At 52.5% G+C, this 22,108-nt stretch carries 21 protein-coding genes; 2 read left to right on the top strand and 19 right to left on the bottom strand.

Features of this window, described 5'->3' with window-relative positions; genetic code table 11:
- Positions 1-5: 5 nt before the first annotated feature.
- The 6 genes from ccoO (KGA98_RS16175) to ccoN (KGA98_RS16150) form a co-directional block, all read right to left on the bottom strand.
- Complete coding sequence (gene ccoO, locus KGA98_RS16175; RefSeq protein WP_009042961.1) at positions 6-614, bottom strand: cytochrome-c oxidase, cbb3-type subunit II; 609 nt, start codon at positions 612-614, stop codon at positions 6-8.
- On the bottom strand, positions 614-2,056 hold the full coding sequence (gene ccoN, locus KGA98_RS16170; RefSeq protein ID WP_008050393.1) for a cytochrome-c oxidase, cbb3-type subunit I: 1,443 nt from the start codon (positions 2,054-2,056) through the stop codon (positions 614-616). Before ccoN (KGA98_RS16170) ends, ccoO (KGA98_RS16175) begins: the two co-directional genes overlap by 1 nt.
- A 482-nt stretch (positions 2,057-2,538) precedes the next feature.
- On the bottom strand, positions 2,539-3,492 hold the full coding sequence (gene ccoP / locus KGA98_RS16165; RefSeq protein WP_150812400.1) for a cytochrome-c oxidase, cbb3-type subunit III: 954 nt from the start codon (positions 3,490-3,492) through the stop codon (positions 2,539-2,541).
- Positions 3,489-3,701: a cbb3-type cytochrome oxidase subunit 3 gene (locus KGA98_RS16160; RefSeq protein WP_223473374.1), complete on the bottom strand. Its 213-nt coding sequence runs from the start codon at positions 3,699-3,701 to the stop codon at positions 3,489-3,491. The genes ccoP and KGA98_RS16160 overlap by 4 nt, the downstream gene beginning before the upstream one ends.
- A gap of 3 nt (positions 3,702-3,704) precedes the next feature.
- Positions 3,705-4,313, bottom strand: coding sequence for a cytochrome-c oxidase, cbb3-type subunit II (gene ccoO / locus KGA98_RS16155; RefSeq protein ID WP_057715669.1), 609 nt, complete (start codon positions 4,311-4,313; stop codon positions 3,705-3,707).
- Positions 4,314-4,323: 10 nt separating this feature from the next.
- Entirely contained in the window at positions 4,324-5,748 is a 1,425-nt protein-coding gene (ccoN, locus tag KGA98_RS16150; protein WP_102668942.1) for a cytochrome-c oxidase, cbb3-type subunit I, read from the bottom strand.
- A 94-nt stretch (positions 5,749-5,842) separates the two neighbouring features.
- Between ccoN (KGA98_RS16150) and KGA98_RS16145 the strand changes: the two genes are divergently transcribed.
- Positions 5,843-6,520, top strand: coding sequence for an alpha/beta fold hydrolase (locus tag KGA98_RS16145; RefSeq protein ID WP_223502786.1), 678 nt, complete (start codon positions 5,843-5,845; stop codon positions 6,518-6,520).
- A 194-nt stretch (positions 6,521-6,714) separates the two neighbouring features.
- Here KGA98_RS16145 and KGA98_RS16140 read toward each other — a convergent pair whose 3' ends face one another.
- Entirely contained in the window at positions 6,715-8,280 is a 1,566-nt protein-coding gene (locus KGA98_RS16140) for a methyl-accepting chemotaxis protein (protein ID WP_159389584.1), read from the bottom strand.
- A gap of 492 nt (positions 8,281-8,772) precedes the next feature.
- Here KGA98_RS16140 and KGA98_RS16135 point away from each other — a divergent pair, with 492 nt between their 5' ends.
- Complete coding sequence (locus KGA98_RS16135; protein WP_223502785.1) at positions 8,773-9,705, top strand: NAD-dependent epimerase/dehydratase family protein; 933 nt, start codon at positions 8,773-8,775, stop codon at positions 9,703-9,705.
- Positions 9,706-9,839: 134 nt separating this feature from the next.
- On the opposite strand, the gene KGA98_RS16130 is transcribed toward KGA98_RS16135, so the two are convergent.
- The 12 genes from KGA98_RS16130 to KGA98_RS16075 form a co-directional block, all read right to left on the bottom strand.
- Positions 9,840-10,223 carry a teicoplanin resistance protein VanZ gene (locus KGA98_RS16130; protein ID WP_223473527.1) on the bottom strand — a complete coding sequence of 128 codons (384 nt, stop codon included), beginning with the start codon at positions 10,221-10,223 and terminating at the stop codon, positions 9,840-9,842.
- Positions 10,220-12,313 (bottom strand): YjbH domain-containing protein, encoded by a 2,094-nt coding sequence (locus tag KGA98_RS16125; RefSeq protein WP_223502784.1) that lies wholly within the window; start codon positions 12,311-12,313, stop codon positions 10,220-10,222. The genes KGA98_RS16130 and KGA98_RS16125 overlap by 4 nt, the downstream gene beginning before the upstream one ends.
- Complete coding sequence (locus KGA98_RS16120; protein ID WP_223502783.1) at positions 12,310-13,041, bottom strand: capsule biosynthesis GfcC family protein; 732 nt, start codon at positions 13,039-13,041, stop codon at positions 12,310-12,312. Before KGA98_RS16120 ends, KGA98_RS16125 begins: the two co-directional genes overlap by 4 nt.
- 38 nt (positions 13,042-13,079) lie before the next feature.
- Positions 13,080-13,739: a YjbF family lipoprotein gene (locus KGA98_RS16115; RefSeq protein WP_223502782.1), complete on the bottom strand. Its 660-nt coding sequence runs from the start codon at positions 13,737-13,739 to the stop codon at positions 13,080-13,082.
- A gap of 14 nt (positions 13,740-13,753) precedes the next feature.
- Positions 13,754-14,860 carry a polysaccharide biosynthesis/export family protein gene (locus KGA98_RS16110; RefSeq protein ID WP_218542918.1) on the bottom strand — a complete coding sequence of 369 codons (1,107 nt, stop codon included), beginning with the start codon at positions 14,858-14,860 and terminating at the stop codon, positions 13,754-13,756.
- Between the two features lie 87 nt (positions 14,861-14,947).
- Positions 14,948-15,247, bottom strand: coding sequence for a hypothetical protein (locus KGA98_RS16105; protein ID WP_223502781.1), 300 nt, complete (start codon positions 15,245-15,247; stop codon positions 14,948-14,950).
- A 334-nt stretch (positions 15,248-15,581) separates the two neighbouring features.
- On the bottom strand, positions 15,582-16,598 hold the full coding sequence (locus KGA98_RS16100) for an NAD-dependent epimerase/dehydratase family protein (RefSeq protein WP_223502780.1): 1,017 nt from the start codon (positions 16,596-16,598) through the stop codon (positions 15,582-15,584).
- On the bottom strand, positions 16,595-17,722 hold the full coding sequence (locus tag KGA98_RS16095) for a glycosyltransferase (protein ID WP_223502779.1): 1,128 nt from the start codon (positions 17,720-17,722) through the stop codon (positions 16,595-16,597). The genes KGA98_RS16100 and KGA98_RS16095 overlap by 4 nt, the downstream gene beginning before the upstream one ends.
- 33 nt (positions 17,723-17,755) lie before the next feature.
- The gene (locus tag KGA98_RS16090) at positions 17,756-18,991 is read right to left on the bottom strand and encodes an EpsG family protein (protein WP_223502778.1); all 1,236 of its coding nucleotides are present in this window, start codon (positions 18,989-18,991) and stop codon (positions 17,756-17,758) included.
- On the bottom strand, positions 18,991-19,911 hold the full coding sequence (locus KGA98_RS16085; protein WP_223502777.1) for a glycosyltransferase: 921 nt from the start codon (positions 19,909-19,911) through the stop codon (positions 18,991-18,993). The genes KGA98_RS16090 and KGA98_RS16085 overlap by 1 nt, the downstream gene beginning before the upstream one ends.
- Positions 19,912-19,986: 75 nt before the next feature.
- Positions 19,987-20,982, bottom strand: coding sequence for a glycosyltransferase family 2 protein (locus tag KGA98_RS16080; protein ID WP_223502776.1), 996 nt, complete (start codon positions 20,980-20,982; stop codon positions 19,987-19,989).
- A gap of 16 nt (positions 20,983-20,998) precedes the next feature.
- Entirely contained in the window at positions 20,999-22,093 is a 1,095-nt protein-coding gene (locus KGA98_RS16075) for a polysaccharide pyruvyl transferase family protein (protein ID WP_223502775.1), read from the bottom strand.
- Positions 22,094-22,108: the final 15 nt, after the last annotated feature.

Below are 22,108 nucleotides of genomic sequence, written 5' to 3'. Positions count from 1 at the left end.
TTAGATCACCGTTTGCTTTTGATGATGGTGCCCAGGCCTTGCAGATAGGCCACCAGCGCGTCCATTTCGGTTTTGCCCTTCACAGCATCCTTGGCGCCGGCGATGTCTTCGTCGGTGTAAGGGACGCCGAGCGTGCGCAAGACTTCCATTTTCTTGGCGGTGTCTTTGCCGTCGAGCTTGTTTTCCACGAGGAACGGGTAGGCCGGCATTTTCGACTCAGGCACCACGTTGCGCGGGTTGTACAAGTGCGCACGCTGCCAGTCATCGGAGTAACGACCGCCGACGCGGGCCAGGTCCGGACCGGTACGCTTGGAACCCCACAGGAACGGGTGGTCCCAGACGCTTTCACCGGCGACCGAGTAGTGGCCATAGCGTTCGGTTTCAGCACGGAACGGGCGGATCATCTGCGAGTGGCAGCCGACACAACCGTTGGCGATATAAACGTCCCGGCCTTCCAGTTCAAGGGCGGTGCGGGGCTTCATGCCCTCGACCGGCTTGTTGGTGACATCCTGGAAAAACAGCGGAACGATCTGGGTCAGGCCGCCGATGCTGACGGCGATGACCATGAAGAAGGCCAGCAGGCCAATATTCTTCTCGACTGCTTCATGCTTCATCAGTGAGCTCCAACTACGGCAATCTGTTCGGCGGCTTTGGCTTCAGCCGGGTTCGAGGCGCGTACGGTACGGAATACGTTGTAGGCCATGAACAACATGCCGGTGGCGAAGAACGCACCGCCCAGGGCACGGACGATGAAGCCCGGGTGGCTGGCTTGCAGCGCTTCGACGAACGAGTAGGTGAGGGTGCCGTCATCGTTGATTGCACGCCACATCAGGCCCTGGGTGATGCCGTTGACCCACATCGAGGCGATGTAGAGCACGGTACCGATGGTCGCGAGCCAGAAGTGGGTGTTGATCAGGCCGGTGCTGTGCATCTGCGCACGACCGAACAGTTTCGGGATCATGTGGTAGATGGCGCCGATCGAGATCATCGCAACCCAGCCCAGAGCGCCGGCGTGTACGTGGCCGATGGTCCAGTCGGTGTAGTGCGACAGGGAGTTGACGGTCTTGATGGCCATCATCGGGCCTTCGAAGGTCGACATGCCGTAGAACGCCAGGGAGACGACCAGGAAGCGCAGGATCGGGTCGGTGCGCAGCTTATGCCAGGCGCCCGACAGGGTCATCATGCCGTTGATCATGCCGCCCCAGCTTGGTGCCAGCAGGATGATCGACATTGCCATGCCCAGGGACTGAGCCCAGTCCGGCAGCGCGGTGTAGTGCAGGTGGTGCGGACCGGCCCAGATGTACAGGGTGATCAGCGCCCAGAAGTGCACGATCGACAGGCGATAGGAGTAGATCGGACGTTCGGCCTGTTTCGGCACGAAGTAGTACATCATGCCCAGGAAGCCGGTGGTCAGGAAGAAGCCCACGGCGTTGTGGCCGTACCACCACTGGATCATCGCGTCCGTCGCACCCGAGTAGGCCGAGTAGGACTTGAACAGGCTGACCGGCAGCGACATGTGGTTGACGATGTGCAGCATCGCGGTCACGACGATGAACGCGCCGTAGAACCAGTTACCCACATAGATGTGCTTGGTCTTGCGCTTGACGATGGTGCCGAAGAACACCAGACCGTAGGTGACCCAGACAATGGCCAGCAGAATAGCCAGGGGCCATTCCAGTTCCGCGTATTCCTTGGTGGTGGTGAAACCCATCGGCAAGGTAATGATCGCGCCGACGATCACCGCTTGCCATCCCCAGAAGGTGAAGGCGGCGAGGCTGTCGGAAATCAGTCGCGTTTGGCAGGTTCGCTGCACGACGTAATAAGAAGTGGCAAACAGTGCACATCCACCGAAGGCGAAAATCACCAGGTTGGTGTGCAACGGGCGCAGGCGTCCAAAGCTCGTCCATGCCAGACCGAAGTTCAACTCCGGCCAGACCAGTTGCGAGGCGATGAAGACACCAAGCCCCATGCCAAGGATCCCCCAGACCACCGTCATGATGGCGAACTGGCGGACTACCTTATAGTTATAAGCAGTCGGACTGATTGCTGTGCTCATTCTAAGGTTCCACGGTTTGGGTGTTTTATTAGGATTAAAAATCGGCCGCAAGTATGGAGAAAGCAGGGGGTCATTGCAACGCGCCATGACCTGGGTCAATGCTTTCAAAAGCTGATTCTGCGGCCTTTCCATGCGCCGCGTAGGGACAAAATTGCCCGTGGGCAAAACGTCCCGGCGGACTGATCAGGCGAGGGGGTCAGGTCGGATGTAACGCGGTGTGTTCAAACGCAACGTTTGGCTGACCGAAGGCAACTGGCGCGACAGCCGGTATCTACCAGCCTTTGCGGCCTGTCATCGGGCAGATTCGTCGAACACATCGTTCAGGGTCGACCTGGAACCGGCACCGGCCAGTCCGCATCGGGGGAAGCTTAGACTCGAATCCGGGGTTCCGAAAGAAAGTCTGTGCGAGGGTGCGACAATGGGTCGCAAAGGGGCAGGGAACTGCCGCATCCGGGAGAATGCGGCAGCAGAGCGGTCGGAATTTATTTGCGGTTGTCTTCAGCCTGCAGGCGCTCGGTATTCAAACCGTGGGACAGGCTGTACACATACGCAGCCAGCAACTGCACCTTATCGTTGCCGAGCAGTTCGTTCTGCGCCGGCATATGACCTTGGCGACCATGCCGAATCGTCTGTTCAAGCTGCGTCAGGCTTGTACCGTAAATGAAGCCGGCCGGGTGGGTCAGGTTCGGTGCGCCCATGGCTTCAGTGCCCTGGCCGTTAGCTCCGTGACAGGCGACGCAGGTGGTGCTGAAGGCTTGCTGTCCGGCTTGCAGGTCGGCTTTGCTGTCGGTAGGCAATGGCAGCTTGGCCAGGCCATGGCGCACATACGCAGCGACGTTTTTCACACCGTCCTCCCCCAGGACTTCACCCCAGGCCGGCATCATCGCCATCCGGCCGCCCATGACGGTGGTCTTGATGGTTTCCGGGTTGCCGCCCCAGCGCCAGTCGCTGTCGGTCAGGTTGGGAAAGCCGAATGCACCCTTGGCGTCCGAGCCGTGGCACACCGAGCAGTTGGAGGCAAACAGGCGGCCGCCCATTTTCAGAGCCTGCGGGTCCTTGGCCACTTCTTCCACGGGCATTGCCGCGAATTTGGCGAAGATCGGCCCGAACTTCGTGTCAGCCTTGGCCATTTCCTTTTCCCATTCGTGCACCCCGGTCCAGCCGTTTTCGTAGCCGGGGAGGATGCCTTTCCAGTTGCCCAGGCCCGGATAGAGGATCAGATAGCCGACGGCAAACACCAGGGTGCCAACGAACAGCATGAACCACCATTGCGGCAACGGATTGTCGTACTCCTCAATACCGTCGAAGCTGTGGCCCATGGTCTGGTCGACACTGCCCTTGGTTTCGCCCTTGCGGGTGCTGAGCAGCAACCAGGTCAGGCCGATCAGGCTGCCGATGGTCAGTACGCAGATCCACGTACTCCAGAAGGTGGTCATGGCCGGGTACTCCTTGTTGCTGATTCTTCAGTGATGTCGGGTTGTGGCTCGTCGGCGAACGGCAACAGGCGCGCTTCGGCGAATTCCGGGCTGCGCTTGCCGTTGAATACCCACAGTGTCAGGCCGACGAAGGCCACGAACACCACGACGGTGCCGAGGCCGCGGATCATCCCAGTGCTCAATTCGATCTCTGTAAAAGACAGGGGCATGGCTCACCTCTTGCTCTTGATGGCAGTGCCGAGCACTTGCAGGTAGGCGACCAATGCATCCATTTCGCTCTTGCCCTTGAGTGAAGCGACGGCGCCGGTGATGTCTTCGTCGGTGTACGGTACGCCCAGGGTACGCATGGCCTTGATCTTGGTTTCGGTATGACTGCTGTCGACCGGGTTGGCCACCAGCCACGGGTACGCCGGCATCTTCGACTCCGGCACGACGTTGCGCGGGTTGTACAAGTGCGCGCGGTGCCAGTCATCGGAGTAGCGCGCACCGACACGGGCCAAGTCCGGCCCGGTGCGTTTCGAGCCCCATAGGAACGGGTGATCCCACACGCTTTCGCCGGCCACGGAGTAATGCCCATAGCGTTCGGTCTCGGCGCGGAACGGACGGATCATCTGCGAGTGACAGCCGACACAGCCTTCGCGGATATAGATATCGCGACCTTCCAGTTGCAGCGCGGTGTAGGGCTTCATGCCTTCCACCGGTTTGTTGGTCACGTCCTGAAAGAACAGCGGGACGATTTGGGTCAGGCCGCCGATGCTCACGGCCAGGATCATCAGTAGCAGCAACAGGCCGACGTTTTTCTCGATAGTTTCGTGTTTCATGGCGGACTCCTCAGGCCATCTGCGCGGCAGCGGCGACTTCGGCAGGCTGCGAGGCCCGCACGGTGCGCCAGGTGTTGTAGGCCATCAGGAACATGCCGCTGAGGAAGATCGCGCCACCCACCAGCCGCACGACGAAGCCTGGGTGGCTGGCCACCAGGGTTTCGACGAAGGAGTAGGTCAGCGTGCCGTCCTCGTTCACCGCACGCCACATCAGGCCCTGGGCGATGCCGTTGACCCACATCGAGGCGATGTACAGAACGGTGCCGATGGTGGCGAGCCAGAAGTGCGCGTTGATCAGGCCGATGCTGTGCATCTGCTCGCGTCCGAAGACTTTCGGGATCATGTGGTACAGCGCGCCGATGGAGATCATCGCCACCCAGCCCAAGGCGCCTGCGTGTACGTGGCCGATGGTCCAGTCGGTGTAGTGGGAGAGGGCGTTGACCGTCTTGATCGCCATCATCGGCCCTTCGAAGGTCGACATGCCGTAGAACGCCAGCGACACCACGAGGAAGCGCAGGACGGGGTCGCTGCGCAACTTATGCCAGGCACCCGAAAGGGTCATCATGCCGTTGATCATACCGCCCCAGCTCGGCGCCAGCAGGATCAGCGACATCACCATGCCCAGCGACTGCGCCCAGTCCGGCAGCGCCGTGTAGTGCAAGTGGTGCGGACCGGCCCAGATGTAAAGGGTGATCAGCGCCCAGAAGTGCACGATGGACAAACGATAGGAGTACACCGGACGTTCGGCCTGTTTCGGCACGAAGTAATACATCATCCCGAGGAAACCGGCGGTGAGGAAGAAGCCTACGGCGTTGTGCCCGTACCACCATTGCACCATCGCATCGGTGGCACCGGAGTACAGCGAGTAGGACTTGGTGAAGCTGACCGGCAGTTCCATGTTGTTGACGATGTGCAGGATCGCCACGGTGACGATGAACGCACCGAAGAACCAGTTACCGACATAGATGTGCTTGGTCTTGCGCTGCATGATCGTGCCGAAGAACACGATGGCGTAGGCGACCCAGACAATGGTGATCAGGATGTCGATCGGCCATTCCAGCTCGGCGTATTCCTTGGAGCTGGTGTAGCCCAGCGGCAGGCTGATGGCTGCCAGCAGGATCACAAGCTGCCAGCCCCAGAAACAGAACGCGGCGATTTTCGGCGCAAACAATTGGGTCTGGCAGGTGCGTTGCACCGAATAGAACGAACTGGCAAACAACGCGCAGCCGCCAAAGGCGAAGATCACGGCGTTGGTGTGCAGTGGGCGCAGGCGGCCGAAGCTGGTCCACGGCAAATTGAAGTTGAGTTCGGGCCAGACCAACTGGGCAGCGAGAAAAACCCCGAGCCCCATGCCGACGATGCCCCACACCACCGTCATAATGGCGAATTGGCGGACCACCTTGTAGTTGTAGGCGGTACTGATAGAAGTGTTCATGGTTCCCCATCCACGGTTCAGCCGAAGTGAGCGCGCAGCGCAAGGCAGTGCACCCTTCGGCCGGAGTTATAGGCAGACTAAAAGCGAGGCAAGCATGGACAAAGGGCACAAGGCCGGTATTGACGGGGATCAATGGGCGCAGTGCGTACGGGATCATGGATGGTTGTGGAATGCCGCCGCTGGCAAGGCTGCGGCGACGCTGATCCTCGCCCATGGCGCCGGCGCACCGATGGACAGCGACTGGATGAGCGACATGGCTGCACGCCTCGCCGCTCAAGGCGTCAACGTGTTGCGCTTCGAGTTTCCCTACATGGCGCAACGGCGCCTCGATGGCGGTAGACGCCCGCCGAACCCCGCGCCGAAACTGCTGGAATGCTGGCGTGAGGTGTATGCCCAGGTGCGACGCCATGTCACTGGGCCCCTGGCCATCGGCGGCAAGTCCATGGGCGGGCGCATGGCCAGTCTGCTGGCGGATGAGTTGGGCGCGGATGGGCTGGTGTGCCTGGGTTATCCGTTCTATGCGGTGGGCAAACCGGAGAAGCCACGGGTTGAGCATTTGGCGGGGCTGAAGACGCGGACCTTGATCGTGCAAGGTGAGCGCGATGCGTTGGGCAACCGGGAGGCGGTCGAGGGTTATGCGCTATCGCCGGGTATCGAGGTGTTCTGGCTGGTGGCGGGGGATCATGACTTGAAGCCGCTGAAGGCTTCGGGGTTTAGCCATGAGCAGCATTTGGCGGCTGCGGCGCAGAGAGTGGCTGCATTTCTTCAGTGAGATTTTTAATGCCCTTGAGGGCCTCTTCGCGAGCAAGCCCGCTCCCACAGTTGACCGGGTTCTAACAGAAAAATACGGTCGAATGTGGGAGCGGGCTTGCTCGCGAATGCGACCTGCCAGGCAACATCACTTTCAGAGTGGCAATAAAAACCCGGAAGCTTCTACTGTCCGGGTTTTTTATGAATCAACCACAATCAGCGGTTAAATCGCTCCACCAACGAGTACTGGGTATTGGCAGTCTTGGTCAGCTCTTCACTCAGCAACGCCGAGTTCTGCGCCTGTTCCGAGGTCTGGTCCGCCAGTTCCGAAATGTTGCTGATGTTGCGGCTGATCTCTTCGGCCACGGCACTTTGCTCTTCGGTCGCGGCGGCGATCTGGGTGGTCATGTCGGTGATGTTGGCCACCGCTTCGCTGATCCCCACCAGCGCCTGGTCCGCTTCCAGTACCCGCGCCACGCCTTCTTCCGCCTGACGATGCCCGGCTTCCATGGTTTGCACGGCAGTGCCGGCGGTGTGCTGGAGCTTGGCGATCAGCGCGTGAATCTGCCCGGTGGACTCGCTGGTGCGTTGCGCCAGCTGACGGACTTCGTCGGCCACCACCGCAAAACCACGACCCATCTCGCCGGCACGGGCCGCTTCGATGGCGGCGTTCAGGGCCAGCAGGTTGGTCTGGTCGGCGATGCTTTTGATCACGTCGACCACGCCACCGATTTCGTTGCTGTCCTTGGCCAGTTGGGTCACGGTCACGCCGGTTTCACCAACCACCACCGACAGGCGCTGGATGGCTTCGCGGGTTTCCCCGGCGATGTCACGACCACGACCGGTCAGGCGATTGGCTTCCTGGGTGGCATCAGCGGTGCGCTGCACATGGCTGGCGACTTCCTGGGTGGTCGCGGCCATCTGGTTGACCGCGGTGGCCACTTGCTCGGTCTCGACCCGTTGACGTTCCAGGCCGCTGGAGCTGTTGTGCGCCAGGGCGTCGGACTGTCGGGCCTGATCGGTCAGGTGTTCGGCCGTGTCCTGCAGACGCGTCAGGCAGGTTTTCAGGCGTGCTTCCTGACTGAGGATGGACATTTCCAGACGCGCCTGGGCGCCGCGACTGTCGGTGTACATCTGTGCGATCAACGGATCGGAGGTGGTCTGCTCGGCCAGGCGCAGCAAACGCTTGAGGCCTCGCTGTTGCCACTGGAGGCCCATCAGGCCCAGTGGCACCGAGAGCCCCGCAGCCAGGGCAAACCCCCAGTGGGAGTTCAACGAGGCACCGATCATGAAGCTCAATTGGCTGACCAGAATGAACGGCAGCCAGTCCTGCAGCATCGGCAACCATTTATCCGAGGAGGGAACAGCCGACTTACCCTGGTTGATGCGCTGGTAGAGCGCTTCGGCACGGCGGATCTGCTCGGCGGTGGGCTTGACCCGCACCGACTCGTAACCGATCACCTGATTGCCTTCGAAGATCGGTGTCACATAGGCGTTAACCCAGTAGTGATCGCCGCTCTTGCAGCGGTTCTTCACAATGCCCATCCAGGGCAAGCCTTGCTTGAGCGTGCCCCACATGTGCGCGAACACCGCTGCCGGCACGTCGGGGTGACGCACCAGGTTATGCGGCGCACGAATCAATTCCTCTCGGGAAAACCCACTGATCTCAACGAAAGCATCGTTACAGTAGGTGATCATGCCCTTGGCATCGGTGGTGGAAATCAACCGTTGCTGAGCGGGGAAGGTTCGTTCGCGTTGTGTAATAGGCTGGTTGTTACGCATGGCGTTTTCAATCCGTGAGGCTTTGACAGGGTGTCGGCGGGGGAGGGGATTTGTTGAGTTTATTTTTCAGATGAGGGGCGAGAGGTCGACTTAAATGTGCATGGGAACAGATTTTTTCGCATTAGAGGTGCTCACCCAATAGGTGATTTCGCCAGCAGGAGTCCTCCAAAGCCTGCGTCTGACATTTACGCAGAGTCAGACCAATCACTCTCTCATTTTAGAAACGACGTTGATGCCGAGCACAGGGGCGAGATGCGTCCGATGCCCAGATACAGAAGTCGATGAGATGTGTACATCGTGATCCATGGACCGCTTAGCATTAACCAATCTCGTGTTTACCGAATGATCTGTGGGATAATTCGACTTCGCTGAGTCGCAATTTGAGTACCGCACCTAAGTAAGTGCTTTACATTCTTTGCACTCAAACTGAAATCAGGGAACATCATCGAGAGGATGTAAACCCCTCCCGAAAATTATGGATAGGTTTTGATCATGGCTAATGGCCCTATTTTAATCACTGGGGGTGCCGGATTTATTGGTTCCCACCTGACAGACGCATTACTGGCTAAAGGTTACGCTGTTCGGGTCTTCGATGATTTGTCGACCGGTAAACGCTGCAATCTCCCGCTAAATAACTCTTCGCTTGAGTTGATTGTGGGAGATGTTGCTGATGCCGGTGCCGTTGCTCAAGCAATGGTTGGATGTCAGGCGGTTGCACATCTAGCTGCAGTGGCTTCAGTTCAGGCTTCGGTTGATGATCCGGTACGGACCCATCAAAGCAACTTCGTTGGCACGATGAACGTTTGTGAGGCTATGCGCCAAGCCAAAGTCAAACGCGTTGTATTTGCCTCGAGTGCAGCGGTGTACGGAAATAATGGTGAGGGTTTCCCAATCGATGAGGAAACACCAAAAGCGCCATTGACTCCCTATGCCTCGGACAAGCTGGCGAGCGAGCATTATCTCGATTTCTATCAGCGCCAACATGCACTGGAGCCCGTAGTATTTCGCTTTTTCAATATTTTTGGCCCGCGCCAGGACCCATCTTCACCGTATTCTGGCGTAATCAGCATATTTAGTGAGCGAGCTCGGAAAGGACTGCCTATCACCATTTTCGGCGACGGTGAGCAAACCCGAGATTTCGTATACGTAGAAGACTTGGTTAACGTGTTGGTGCAAGCGATTGAGGTGCCGCAGGTTGAGATAGGCGCAATCAATGTCGGAATGAATCGCGCGACGACACTTAACCAAATGCTCGATGCTTTAACTGAAGTATTGGGAGAGCTGCCACCTATCAATTATGGCCCGGGCCGCTCGGGTGATATCCGGCATTCGCGAGCGAACAACAAGCGGCTATTAGAGCGATTCAAGCTTCCTGAGCAGACATCGATGAGCGTTGGGTTGGCAAGGCTGCTGGCTAGCAATTAAAAACGCTTAGAGAGGCATCACCATTGAGCTGGCTAGGTCTTCAGGCGACGTAGCCAGCCAACTCATAAGCCTCGATAGTTTCAATTAACAAAGAGTGGGAGCGCGCTGGTTCCCGAAAAACATCAGCTAGCGCTTCACGACGCCAGCTCGGAAGCCTTTTTGAACTTGGTGTTCCGATACCCGCGCCACGCCAGAATCACCAACATACCGCACGTCACGCCCGTGGCATTGGCCAACATGTCACCCAGGGACGCAGTACGCAGCGGCATGAGGCTCTGTTCCAACTCAATCACCATCGAGCCCACCAACGGCCAGAACAACAACCAGATCAACCGCGTGCCGGGGAACGCCAGATAGGCGCTCACCGTCAGGCAGGCGAAACCTGCCCAGTGATGCAGCTTGTCCTGGTTCTCGAACACCTGAGGCACCGGCTCGCCGCGCATCCCGGCGAAACACAGCACCAGCAAGATCACGAAAAACGCCAGTTTGGGCAGGGCTTGCAGGACTCGCTGCTTCATTCGGTGACCTTGTAGAAGTTGTTGTGGAACAGGTCGATGTTGCGACGCTCCGTCAGGGAATACAGCGAGTAGCTGCGCGCCAGTGCGGCACCACCGTCACGGGTCAGCGGCGTCCACGCCAGGCTGGCACGGCGGGTGGTGGAGCTGGCCATCAATTCGTCGAACGGAATCGAGAAGTAAATGCCTTTGCCGAAGCTACCTTCGCCGTACTCTTCCTTGGTCGCATTGGTCACCGTCATCCAGCCACCGAAACGCACGCCATTGTTGAATTCACGGGACAGGTCCAGGGTAACCCCGTAGTCCTTGGCCAGATAACGTCCAACGCTGACCGCACCGAGAATGTCCTGGAACGAACTGCGATAGTAAAGCGTGGCATTGCCGGTGATGGTGTCGTAGTCACGCAGACCAAAGCCCTGATCGAAGTCACGCTGCTTGACCCAGTTCATGTCCACACCCACGGCCCAGCGTTCGCCCATCGGACGATACAGCGCTTCGCCACCGACACCGGCGAACATCGATTCCAGATAGCCGCCGTACAGCATGCCGTAAAGGTCCTCATCCAGCTGTTTGACCTTGTTCATCTGGAAGGTCGGCATGGTGACTTCCGAAGTCGTCATGTACTGGCGCAGGTCGGTACGCACACGTGGCAGACCGCTAGGTGCGTCGTACTTGAACTTGTCGAAGTTGTTCGCCAAGTTCGCGCTCAGGGTGCCGCTCCACCACAGATCAGGCTTGAAGCGATACTCGCCATTCAAGTCCGCACTGAACTGGTACAACAGGAACCCGTCGGGGCCGCCGACGTTTTGCTTGTAGCCCAGACCCAAGCCATAGCTGAGCGGGTCAGGCTTTTGCTCGAACAGGGTCTTTTCCTGATGCGGTACCGGGACGTTCATCTCGGTCACCCGACGCAGGTCTTCCAGCGGACGATCCTCTTGCACCACTTCACGGAAGGTATCGCGAGGCACGCTGACTTCCTCGACCGGCAGGCTGTAGCGCGTGTCGACCATGGTGAACCAGTCGATTTCGTCGTTGACGCTGTTGTCCAGAATGCGCGAAGCGCGGCCGACGGCTTTCGGCGTATGGAAATAACGCCCTTGCTCGCCATAAACAATGACTTCGGAATCCCGCTGGGTGATGCGCGAAACCGTGTAGCCCGCGTTGGTTTGCAGGCGCTTGGCGACACCCGCCCACTGCACATCTTGCGGCGCGACCATGGGTTTGGTGTCCGACACAGGTTCAGGCTTCGGGTCGAAGCTCTTGGTCGGCGCCTTGCGGGTGGCGAAGTTGGTGTGCATGGTGATGCCGAACATCGCGGTGTTGCCGCGTTCCCAGGCAGCGTGCAGATCGATCCAGTCGTTGGCTTTGAAGACGAAGCCGAGGTTGATTGGCGAGTCCTGGACCTGGTTGTTGTTCTGCGGTTCGTGCTGGTAGTCGTTGCCTTCGTATTCGAGCTTCAGAGACAGTGGGTCCCAGGGCGTTTGGTAAGTTACGCCGCCAAAGAAGGAGGGCGAACCGCGGAAGTACTGGTTGCCGTTGAAGTCACCCGCCTGACTAATGTTGGTATTGGGACGTTCATCGAACTTGTCGTCGAGCCAGCCCAACGGATTGTCCATGTCACCACGATTGCCAATGTAACCCCATGCCAGGCCCAGGCTCAGGTCAAAATTGCCAAAGCGTTTGTTGCCGACAAAATATTCGCTGGAGAACAAGCCGGTACCACCAATGTCACGCGCACCCAGCGCCACTTGCGGCATCCAGTGAGACTCTTCGAGCAGGCGCACTTTGGCGTCGATTGCCTTGTCCTTATAGCTTTGGTTGCCACTCAAATCTTCCGAACCATAATCGCGGTTGGTAATAGCGGTGTAGCGGAACGAACCCTCCAACCAATCGAACGGCTGAAAGGACACGCTATAACGACTGTAAGGATCGGTACGGTTAGCGTTCAGTGACAACTCACCCGCAGGCGCCATGCGCGCAGTAGGTGTTTGCAGCAGCCCCACACCACCAAAGTCACTCTGGGTATAACGCGGTTCTGCCCCCGCCCACGTACTGCAACCCAGCAACAAGCAAGGGATCAAGTGATACTTCATGGCTTAACCTCCAGCAATGGCTGGGTGGCAATGAAGGCAGCCAGTTCGGTATTCAGATCAGGCGTGCGATCGCCTTGTTTGCTGTAGTGCACCGGCACGTAAATGCGTGCGCCTGGGGCAGGTGGTACGGATGTGGTTTCGTTCCACAGAGCCACGCCATCCTTGAATACCCGGCCGTCAGGCTGAATCACGAACAGCCAATCGGCGTCAGCGTTTGGATCGCGTGGGCAAGCCTTGAGATAGTCAATCGCTGCTTGTAACGGTTGGAACGGCAATTCGCACTCACCCAGTACCGCACCTTCGACCCGAACCGTGGTTGGGCGAGGCGGGTAAAGCAGCACATCGCCGTCACTCAGGAAGCGATTATTAACGCGGTTCAATTCCACCTGCACCGGGTCAAGTTGGGCGACCTTGCGTCCTGTCACCGGCATGGCCTGCACCTTTTCGCGAAGGCTCGCGGCAAGTGCCGCCAACCCAGCCTGATCGCCCACAAGCGCATTACTGTGCAAGGTCGACAGATCGAAAAGAACACCAACCTTGAGACGCTCTTGCGCATCACGCAGAGGGGTATGCAGCCAGGCGGCCCCGAGCAGATAAGCCTTGGGGCTTACCTGAGCCTCCAGCAGCACGTCATGCAGGCGCGTGCCGTCCACAATCGAGTAATGTCCGGGCTTGGCGGCATCGCCCTGCACCGTGACCAGCGAGTCAGCATTTGCGGCAAAAGTCATGAGCAGGCTGCAGCAAAGCAGCCAGGAAGAGCGAAAAATCATTGCACTACCGGCTTATTCGGGCGCACTTGAACAATGCGTAGGGGCAATTCGGGGGTCAGGTGTTGCTCGCTGGCCATGATGAAACCATCGGCGGGGTCGACCCAGTAGCGGTTCTGCGCGGTGAAGCCCAGGCCGTCCATTGAGATATCTTCGTCCACGCGCAATAACTCCACGTCGCGGTCGAGAATGTGCACGGTCTCCAAACCCTTCCTGTTGAAACGGCTGGTCACGCTGACACCCATTCGATAACCGTCGTTAAAGTCCACCTGACGTCGGGTTTGCAGGCCATCGGGAATACGGTGCAGTCCGGTCTTGAACGGGGACACGCCGTCGAAGCGAGTGCCATCCAGATTGTCGTTGAAACCGACACTGCGAATGGCCAGGCCGTCCTCGAGCATCAGGATCTGGCGAGTCGAGGCCATCCAGAAGCCCACGCCATCCTGCAGACGCACTAACGCCATCACGGCTTCACCCGTAGGGGCCGCGATGGTGATCTGGTAGTAAGGCGTTGCATCGACCTGCCGGCGAGTCAGCTCCAAGGGCTCAGGCCCTTCGAACGCGGCCTTCAGCGTGTCCATGGAAGCGGTCATCAACGGATTGCAGGCGCTCACCAGCAAGGAGGCCACCGCCAGGGTGGCCAGTCGCAGAAATTTCACAAGAATTCCAAATCTTAGTTTTCGCTGCCCATGTCATCTTGAATAGCAACACCCGTACGCAGCAGGTTGGCAGTTGGGAAGACCTGGCTGATAAAGCGGTTCCAGCGGGTGACATCGGCCGGGCCGACATAAACCACATCCTGGGGCTTCAGTTTGAACTTCTGGGCAAGGGCAAACGCAGACGGCGACTTCAAGTCGATCTGGAACACCTTGACTGGTTCGTCTGCCAGATTCTCAACTCCACGGATTACATAAACCTCCTTGCCGCTGGAGGTTTCCTGACGTAGGCCGCCAACACTGCCAAGGGCATCGGTGAGATTCATGTTGCTGCCCTTGAAAACAAGCGGACGGGCTGCAGTGACTTCACCTAACAGATAGACCTTTTTCTGGTCGTTGTAGGGCAGGTGCAATTGGTCGCCGTCTTTCAGGTAGAGATTGTGCAGGTTCGAGTTCTTGCGATTGAGCGCGTCGAGATCGATCAGGTATTCACGGCCGTCGCGCTTGAGCACCAGTCCGGAAATATCGGCAGTGCCGGTTTGTACTGAGCCTTGGCCAACAGCGTCCAACAGGCTCAAAGGCGTGTTGGTGATCGGCAACTGGCCAGTTTTACCAAAAGCCCCCGAGAGGATCACTTTCTGACTGACAAAACGCAGGACGCTGACATCCACCTGGGGTTCGGCAACAACCTTGGCCAGGCGTGAGGCAATGATTGAACGCAGTTCGTCAATGGTTTTGCCGGCTGCTTCGATGGTGCCTACATAGGGGTAGAAGAGCGTGCCATCCGGGCGAATCAGGCGTCCGTTTGCTTCAATTTGCTGCTGTGGACCGGACGGAGCAGTCAGCTCGGGGTGATCCCAAACGGTGATGTAGACCAGGTCGCCAGCACCAAGCCGGTACTCGGCCGGTTGATAGCGCAGCAGCTCCGGGGCTACCACGTTGGAGTGGTCTGCCGCCGCCTCAATAGCGACCAGCTTCGGTGTAATCGGAACCAGCTCAATACGGCTGCTTTCCGGCGAACCTTCACGTACCAGATTACCCGTGTCCATGTGCTGACCAGGGGAGAAAATGCAACCTTGCAGGGTCAGGCCAACCAGCATGGCCAAGGGAAGCGCGCGATTCATTGTAGAAATTGCTCGAAGGGAATAGGCAAAACAAAACCTCCCAGCAAGGCTGGGAGGTTAGCGTATCGAACTTTAAGCGGGGGTCTGTTACCGAGTGGTACCAGTAGTGCCGGTAGTACCAGTGGTGCCGGTAGTGCCTGGGGTACCGTCGTTACCGCCGCCGCCACCGCTGTTGGAAGCAGCAACGCCAGCAGCGATTACGCCAGCGCCGATTGCCAGACCAGTACCGACGGTTACACCGCCAGCGATTGGAGTGGACAGGGACAGGCCAGAAGTTGCATCAGGCGCTGTAGCGGCGGTGGTAGGGGTTTTTGCTGGTGCGGTTCCAGCAGCCATCAATGGCAGGCTGATGGAGGTAGCGAGGGCGATGGCCAGTAGCTTTTTCATGTTCATGCTCCTTGAAGGAATAATCCTTGGGGGTTATTGGGTTAAGGGTATTGCAGGAAGTGTCTGAAATGCAAGCTAGCATGTCGTTTCGAAACTAAGATTTTTTGCTTGCGATGCTAGCGAAACGCAAATTTTCTACTTATTTTCCTTTTGCGCCTCCTACACGCATAGACGACGATGCAGCAGCGTTGAAAAATGTGGTACTTAAGGTTTTGACTTATGACCGATGCGTTGACCCGTACCTAGAGCTTCAGCGTGATTGGTCAATTAGGGATGTAATAGACTGGAGGAGATTCTGAATGTGGCGGCACGTTTAACTGTCCCGATTAAGCAGTCAGGTCCACTCGGAGGGGCAGTCTTTCTTCCAGTCCTTGAAAGCAGTCTCCAATGTGTAAACATATTGATAGTCATTTTCGATCAGGTAAGTGGGGAGAATGTTGTTCGAGCGAGTGAGCTTTTTGATTCTCACCGGACTAAAAGGATGTGTTATGCCTAAAGGTCTAGCAATAAAGTCAATGCAATAAGCGGCGACCAAGAGAAAAAGTGATGGGATATTGGGGGGGGTTCGCCGTAAACCTGCGACCTTACATACAGTTTCTGTGTACTCTTGAATTGATGGGCCAGGATTCATTGACATATTAAATAGTGAAAAATTTTCTTGCTGTATTTTTTGTCGATCTAAAACCCAAACTAATGCTTCGCATAGTTCCTTCACATATGTCCCAGCTTTTCTGGTGCCACGATTGCCTGTGTAGAAAAAATATCTGTGTATAACGGCCTTTATCAGTCTGGAAACATTGCCACCTTCACCAGGGCCGAAGACAACACCCGGTCTAACGATAACCAGATTTCTTTCATTTTTGTTTTTTGCAAGCCAAATCTTGTGGATGTTTTCCGCGACTAGCTTAGAGCTTCCATAGGGTGTCTTCGGGGTAGGTAATGACTGTTCGTCTCTTCGGGATTCGCTAGGGCCATATGGAGAAATTGAACTAGTAAAAATAATTTGGTTGCAACTTACCTTCTCCGCCCAAGAACAAACATTCTCCGCTCCTAATAGATTTGTTTCGAAATATTCGAAGTCCTTGTGGCCTGGTTCTCTATGGACGGCAGCAAAGTTTGCTGTTAGCTCTATTTGCTCCTCTGGGATCCATTCTATTGATTGGCGGACATCGCCTCTTATTTCGATTATCCGAGGTTCGTCTTGTACTAATTTTTTTCTGTAAGGAAAAGGTTTGTCAGCGACTTGCTCTCGATCATATAAGTAGATTTTGTTAAATCCTATGCCGAGCAGTTTTTTTGCGAAAAATACACCAATAAACCCTGATCCACCGAAAATTACTGCGGTTCTCATACTGCTCCTTTTAGGTTTCGCATCCCATTGTTATGCTTAAGCTTGGAATATAGTGAAATGGTAGACTTGGTCATAATGTCGGACGTGAAATATTTTTGGAAGCGCTCTCGCCCCTTCACGCCCATCTGTTTGAGTGTATTCTGATCGATGGCGGTTAAGGCATTTGAGATGTTATCAATATCCGACGTGTCAAATAGCAAGCCTGTTTGGCCGTGATCGACTGCTTCCGATAAGGATGTGCAATTACTGGCTAGTACTGGAATGCCCAAGCTCATTGCTTCCAGTACAACCATAGGAAAGCCCTCCCAGCGACTTGGTAGAATAAGCGCATCTGCGTGAATAAAGTATGGTCGTAGTTGCTCAGACTTCATCCAACCGAGGTAGTTGATGTTATCTAGTTTTGCGGAGTCATGCACTTCGTTTGAGCTAATCCCCGCTACTGTCAAGTGTATGCTTTTGTCATCTATCCTTCTCATTGCGGAAAGTAAAAGATCAAAGCCTTTCGCGGCATCAAGTCTTCCAGCAAAGAGATAGTTTTTTATTTCTTTAGCACCAGTGTAAGGAGAGTTTTGAGTGCTTGTGGATGCCTCAATGATAGGTGTACCGTTGTGGATAACCACTATTTTATTAGGGTTTATTCCAGAGTTGATAGCTGAATTTTTTTCATAGTTACTGACGCAAATTATCTTATGAGTCGCTAGAGATAGAAGAACTTCAAGATAAGAAAAAATTTTTCTTTTGATATTAGAGCCTTCCATTAGGAATGAAAATCCGTGAGGGCAATAAACGATTTTTGGTCTTCTAAACGGAAGCATGAATAATAAAATCAGACGCCCAAGTATGCCTGCAAAAGTGCTGTGGATGTGCACAATATCAGGCTTTTGCTGCCACACGGTCTTAGCGAACGCAGAGCAAAAATTATACAAGGACTTTATATTGCGGCCAGTGCGTTCGTATGTGCGAAAAGTCTCTTTAGGTATTGTGGTTAAAGTGGATTCTAATGTTTTTGGAATCACGCAAGCTAATGAAGAAATACTAGTGTCTGCAATTTGGTTTGTTAATAATAAGTGCAAAACAGTTGCAGTTCCGCCTATGTCGATTTCGGTAGCATGAACAATTTTCAAAATAAACTCCTAGAAGGCTAGTGCTCTTGAATTTTAGAGACATCCAATTATTGCGAGCACATTGTCAGTGAGGAAATCGCTAGATTTGCTGCAGTAGAATAGGGGGAATTTATAAAAATTGTTCACCACCGAAGCAGAAGCGTAAAGAACTATGAATAAAACACCTAAGACCCGAATGGTATTGCTTTTCCTTGTATAAATATAGATCGAAATATAGAAGACAGAAATAACGAGGAAGTAGAGGTAGTATCTTGCGAAAAAGTCGGTAATTTGCATGACGAAAAACAACAGAAGCGATATGTACGCGGTTAAGGCATACAGCGAATCTAGTGCCGTTATTTCTTTTGTTGTTGTCTTCTGGGCCTTTTGAGCTAATCGCGATCCTAATTTCGTTCTAGTAAATAATACAATTGCCAAGATTACGAAGAAAGTGATTTTGGCAATGCCGCTTTCCTCACTTACAAGGTCGACATATAGGCTTCTCTTTTTTTCAAGATACTCCCAGGAAAATGAGAACATATTCATAACGTATGAGACTGTAAAGCCTGCAATGTATGAGCAGCAAAAAAACAACACAGTGCTTTTCAAACTTAAACGAAGGATTAAACCTCGAATTAGTATGTAGGGGGCGAGAGCAAATGCAGAAAAATGCGAAAAAATCGCAAGTAGCATAAATAAGTACTTTCTTCTACTTTGTTCGGAGATAACTATGAATATAAAGGAAAGCGCGAGTCCCTGCCTGATAGTATTTCCAAAAACATTAAAAAATACAGATGAGGACAAGAAGAACAGCATAAATGCAAGTGATGCGCGTTGATTGATTCTAATAGCGCCGATGGCCAATAAAGTAAAAGATACGAGAAATATAAGCGCGAAAGCTTCGTCGCTAGGGCCAAATAATTGCGCTGCTACTTTGATTATAAAAAACGAAACAAACTCAGGTTGTGTCGAAATAGATTGTAAAAAGTCACTCCTTAAGAACTGATACATGAACTCTAAGTAAAGTTTTTTATCATTGCCGGCAATTGCTAGCCCTGTTTTAGTTGAGATATATGGCGTGAGTACGATAGCTGTTAGGCTAATAATAAGTGTAACTATTAATCGTGCATTTTTCTCTGATGTGGCTAGGTAGAGTGAGCCGCTTGCCATTAGCAGCCAAATCGTAATAAATGGTTTGAATAGAAAGAAAAGTACAAGAATCGCGAGGGCTGAGAGTAGAGTATATGTAAGGCTCTTCTGGCTGCGCGTATATGCTGTGGAATGCATCATCACTGCTCTTCTAGTTCTTGCGCTATGTATGAATTAATACCTGATTTTTCGATCACTGCCTGCCAATCCAAACCAGTGAAAGCACTAAATTGATCTTTCCATGAATCAAGTTTGCTAAAGAGGTTTTTTGAGAAAATGGCGTCGTCAGCGATTAATGCAGGGTATTTTAAAGTGTTAATTGCCATCATGTTTGATGGGCTGTCGTTGCATATAATCGTTTTGCCCAGTGCAGCGTACTCAATAAATTTAGTAGGCATCTGGTGATCATACGGATATTTTTTAGGTATTCGGCAGATGGTGTAATCACTATTTTTGACAATGGCTAAAGCTTGCCTTTGTGTTATTTTTCCAGTGAATTTTACACCGGGCGAGTCTTTGAATTTCGTATAAATTTCTTCTTCTGAATTTCCTACCAAGACAAAGGTATCGTCTTCTCGTCTTGATTTTATAAAAGCATCTATAACTAAATCCATGCCTCTTTCTTTTGTTATCTCTCCGATATAGCAGAAAGTTCCTTTTGGCAATGATTCGTCTTCGCTGATTTTATAAATCCAACTGGGGACGCCCATGGGTAAATATATGCTGGGGGCGTCATCTTTGAAATTCATGACTCTTTCTATGATTTCGTTCTGAAAGATTCTTAAATTAGGCTTTTGCATGCTAATGCGTTTGATTGCATCTTTTATTTTGGGGAATTTTCCCACTGACAATGATCTGTAGTCATGTATCAAGAACCTCGACTGAATGGATTTTGGGTAAAAACCCATAATGCACCAAACGAGATAATCCGATTTATTTGAAATGGAATTGTACTCAACAAGTGTTCCATCGATGACTCTAGTGCGATCGCCAAAAAAATCTTTGTATGCTGCTATTTCTGGATACGCAGCTTTTCCTGGGTGCAAGATAAATATTTGCATATTTTCTGCGTACTCCTGTAATGGGAAATGATGTTTAGACTATGATGTTCTGAACTAGAATGCTAATGCGTATATTTAAAATTTTAATTTTCCGAGTGTGCAGAGATACAAGCCCAGTCTTGTTGCATCCTTGATACTAGCCCGTGCAAGCAAGGAATTAAAAACGGACGAAAAATATAGTTTTTTTCCATTTTTAGGGTCGGTAGTAAACCTTTTCATTAGTTCAGCATTTGATGTTAACTCTTTCGTTATTTTAGATAGAGATTTTTTTAGAGCTGATCCGTTTTTTTGAATGAGTTCACAATCTGTAGAAACTTTATGAAGGTGGCCTTTGACTAGTTCAATTTGTGCATAGAGTTTTGATATGTCATTGTAGTTTTTCGTTTCAGTGATTGATTCTAGGTTCTTAAAGTAAAGGTACAAAGGTTCATTTACCCTAGTGCATGAGTTCGCGTAAGCAACAGCGGTAAAAAGATAAAGAACATCTTCTGCGAATGTTAATCGCTCCTCTATGAAGGAAAGCTTTTGAAACGCACTGGTTGCAAGGCTTCTCGAATACATTTTTCCTGGAGTTCCCCAGCTTGCATTAGAGGTATCACAAAATACAGACTTCAAAATGGTACTCGGTTGAAAGCAGTCAGCGGGGAGGCTGCGTTTCAATGAGGTTAGTGGTGGTTCTGGAAATATTTCAACCCCAAAAAAAATAATGTCTGCAGCGTGAGTTTTGACCTGTTCATGCAGTCGACTTAGTGCTCTGCTTTTTAAGCAGTCATCAGGGTCAAGGAACACAATGTACTTACCCCGCGCAGCTTCAACACCCATCTTTCTAGCTAGAAATGTGCCTTTGTTGCACTGGTTGTAAAGGACTCTAACTCTTGAATCTCGAGCTTTAAAAGTGTCGGCGATTTCTATCGATTGATCGTTGCCGCAGTCATCGACAACTATTATTTCAAAATCACTAAATTCTTGTTCAAGGCAAGAGTTTATGCATCTTGCAATGTATTTATCAACATTAAATGTAGGAAGAATTATAGAAAAAAACGGATTTTCTCTTGATGATGTTATTGACATTTTTTTTCCAGAATTTTTATCTTAACGAATCTTCCAGGTACTGTTTTGATTGTGCTCTTAACTGGGAAAGTGTGATTTCTACATCGGAGTAGTCAATGGCGTTCGAGACTATATTCCTAATATCTGCTTGTGAGTCTTCCGTAATTAACCTTGACTCAAGGCTCAATAGATTTAGCAATGAAGAAAATCTTGATAGACCACGGTCTTTATTTGCGACTACTATAAAATTTTTATTGAAGATAATCGAAAAAACCATCCCGTGAAAAGAATCCGTTATCACAAAATCTGCTGCTGAGAAATGGCCAATCCATTGTTGCACATTGAATTTTGGCCGCTTTTCTTGCGGCTCGTAGATACTAGAAACTTCATACGACTCACCTAACACATCTAGTGTTTTTGTTAAAAGGCTGTTTTTTATCTTGTTCTGATCTAGTGTGTAATTTAGCAGTATTTTTTTAGAGGATTTTACGGGTTGAACAAGCAGTGCTTCAAAAAAGCTCTTCTCGACCAATAACGTTGGGTCTAAAACATGTTCGCATCGTGGACTGTCAAAAACCTCGCGGCAGATATCAACGCCGACTGTCTCTCTCGTTGAAATTGCATCGAAACCTTTTAGTAGTTGTGTAACTTCTTCAATTTTTTCAGGTGCTTGCCAATGGTCTTTGCCAAAAGATGCTGCATATGAGATTTTTTTTGTTTTAGGATTTTCTATAAAGTCTAAAAAGTAGGCGCTATAAGAGCCGTCGTCAATGTAATCCATTCTCCAGACTTGATCACTTCCGACTATGATGGCGTCGAACTCTGACTCAAGGGTAAATTTTTTTAATTGATCTACATTGTTGATTGGAGAGGTTTGATTCGGGAGGTGCTTTTTAATAAAGGATTTATGGTGTTTATTCTTTAGGTGGTTTGATCTGTGGTTTTTAAAATTTTGGAGTGGTATTAATTCAAGAATACCAACTAAAAGTCTTTTCCAGGTTGGTCGGAAAGCGTTTTTTTGAATAATTTTGACGTTGTGATTTTTACTTAAATAACTATATAAGGCTACTGCTTGAAGGATTCCGCCATAGTTATTCTTCAAAGGTAGGGTTAACAGTCCAATTTTTTTCATCTGGATTCTTCATGA

Origin of the sequence: Pseudomonas sp. BF-R-24 (assembly GCF_019947335.1) — a bacterium.
GTDB classification, from domain to species: Bacteria; Pseudomonadota; Gammaproteobacteria; order Pseudomonadales; family Pseudomonadaceae; genus Aquipseudomonas; species Aquipseudomonas jessenii.
The sequence above is the reverse complement of the archived record's forward strand: the minus strand, read 5'-3'. Positions and strand labels throughout refer to the sequence as shown.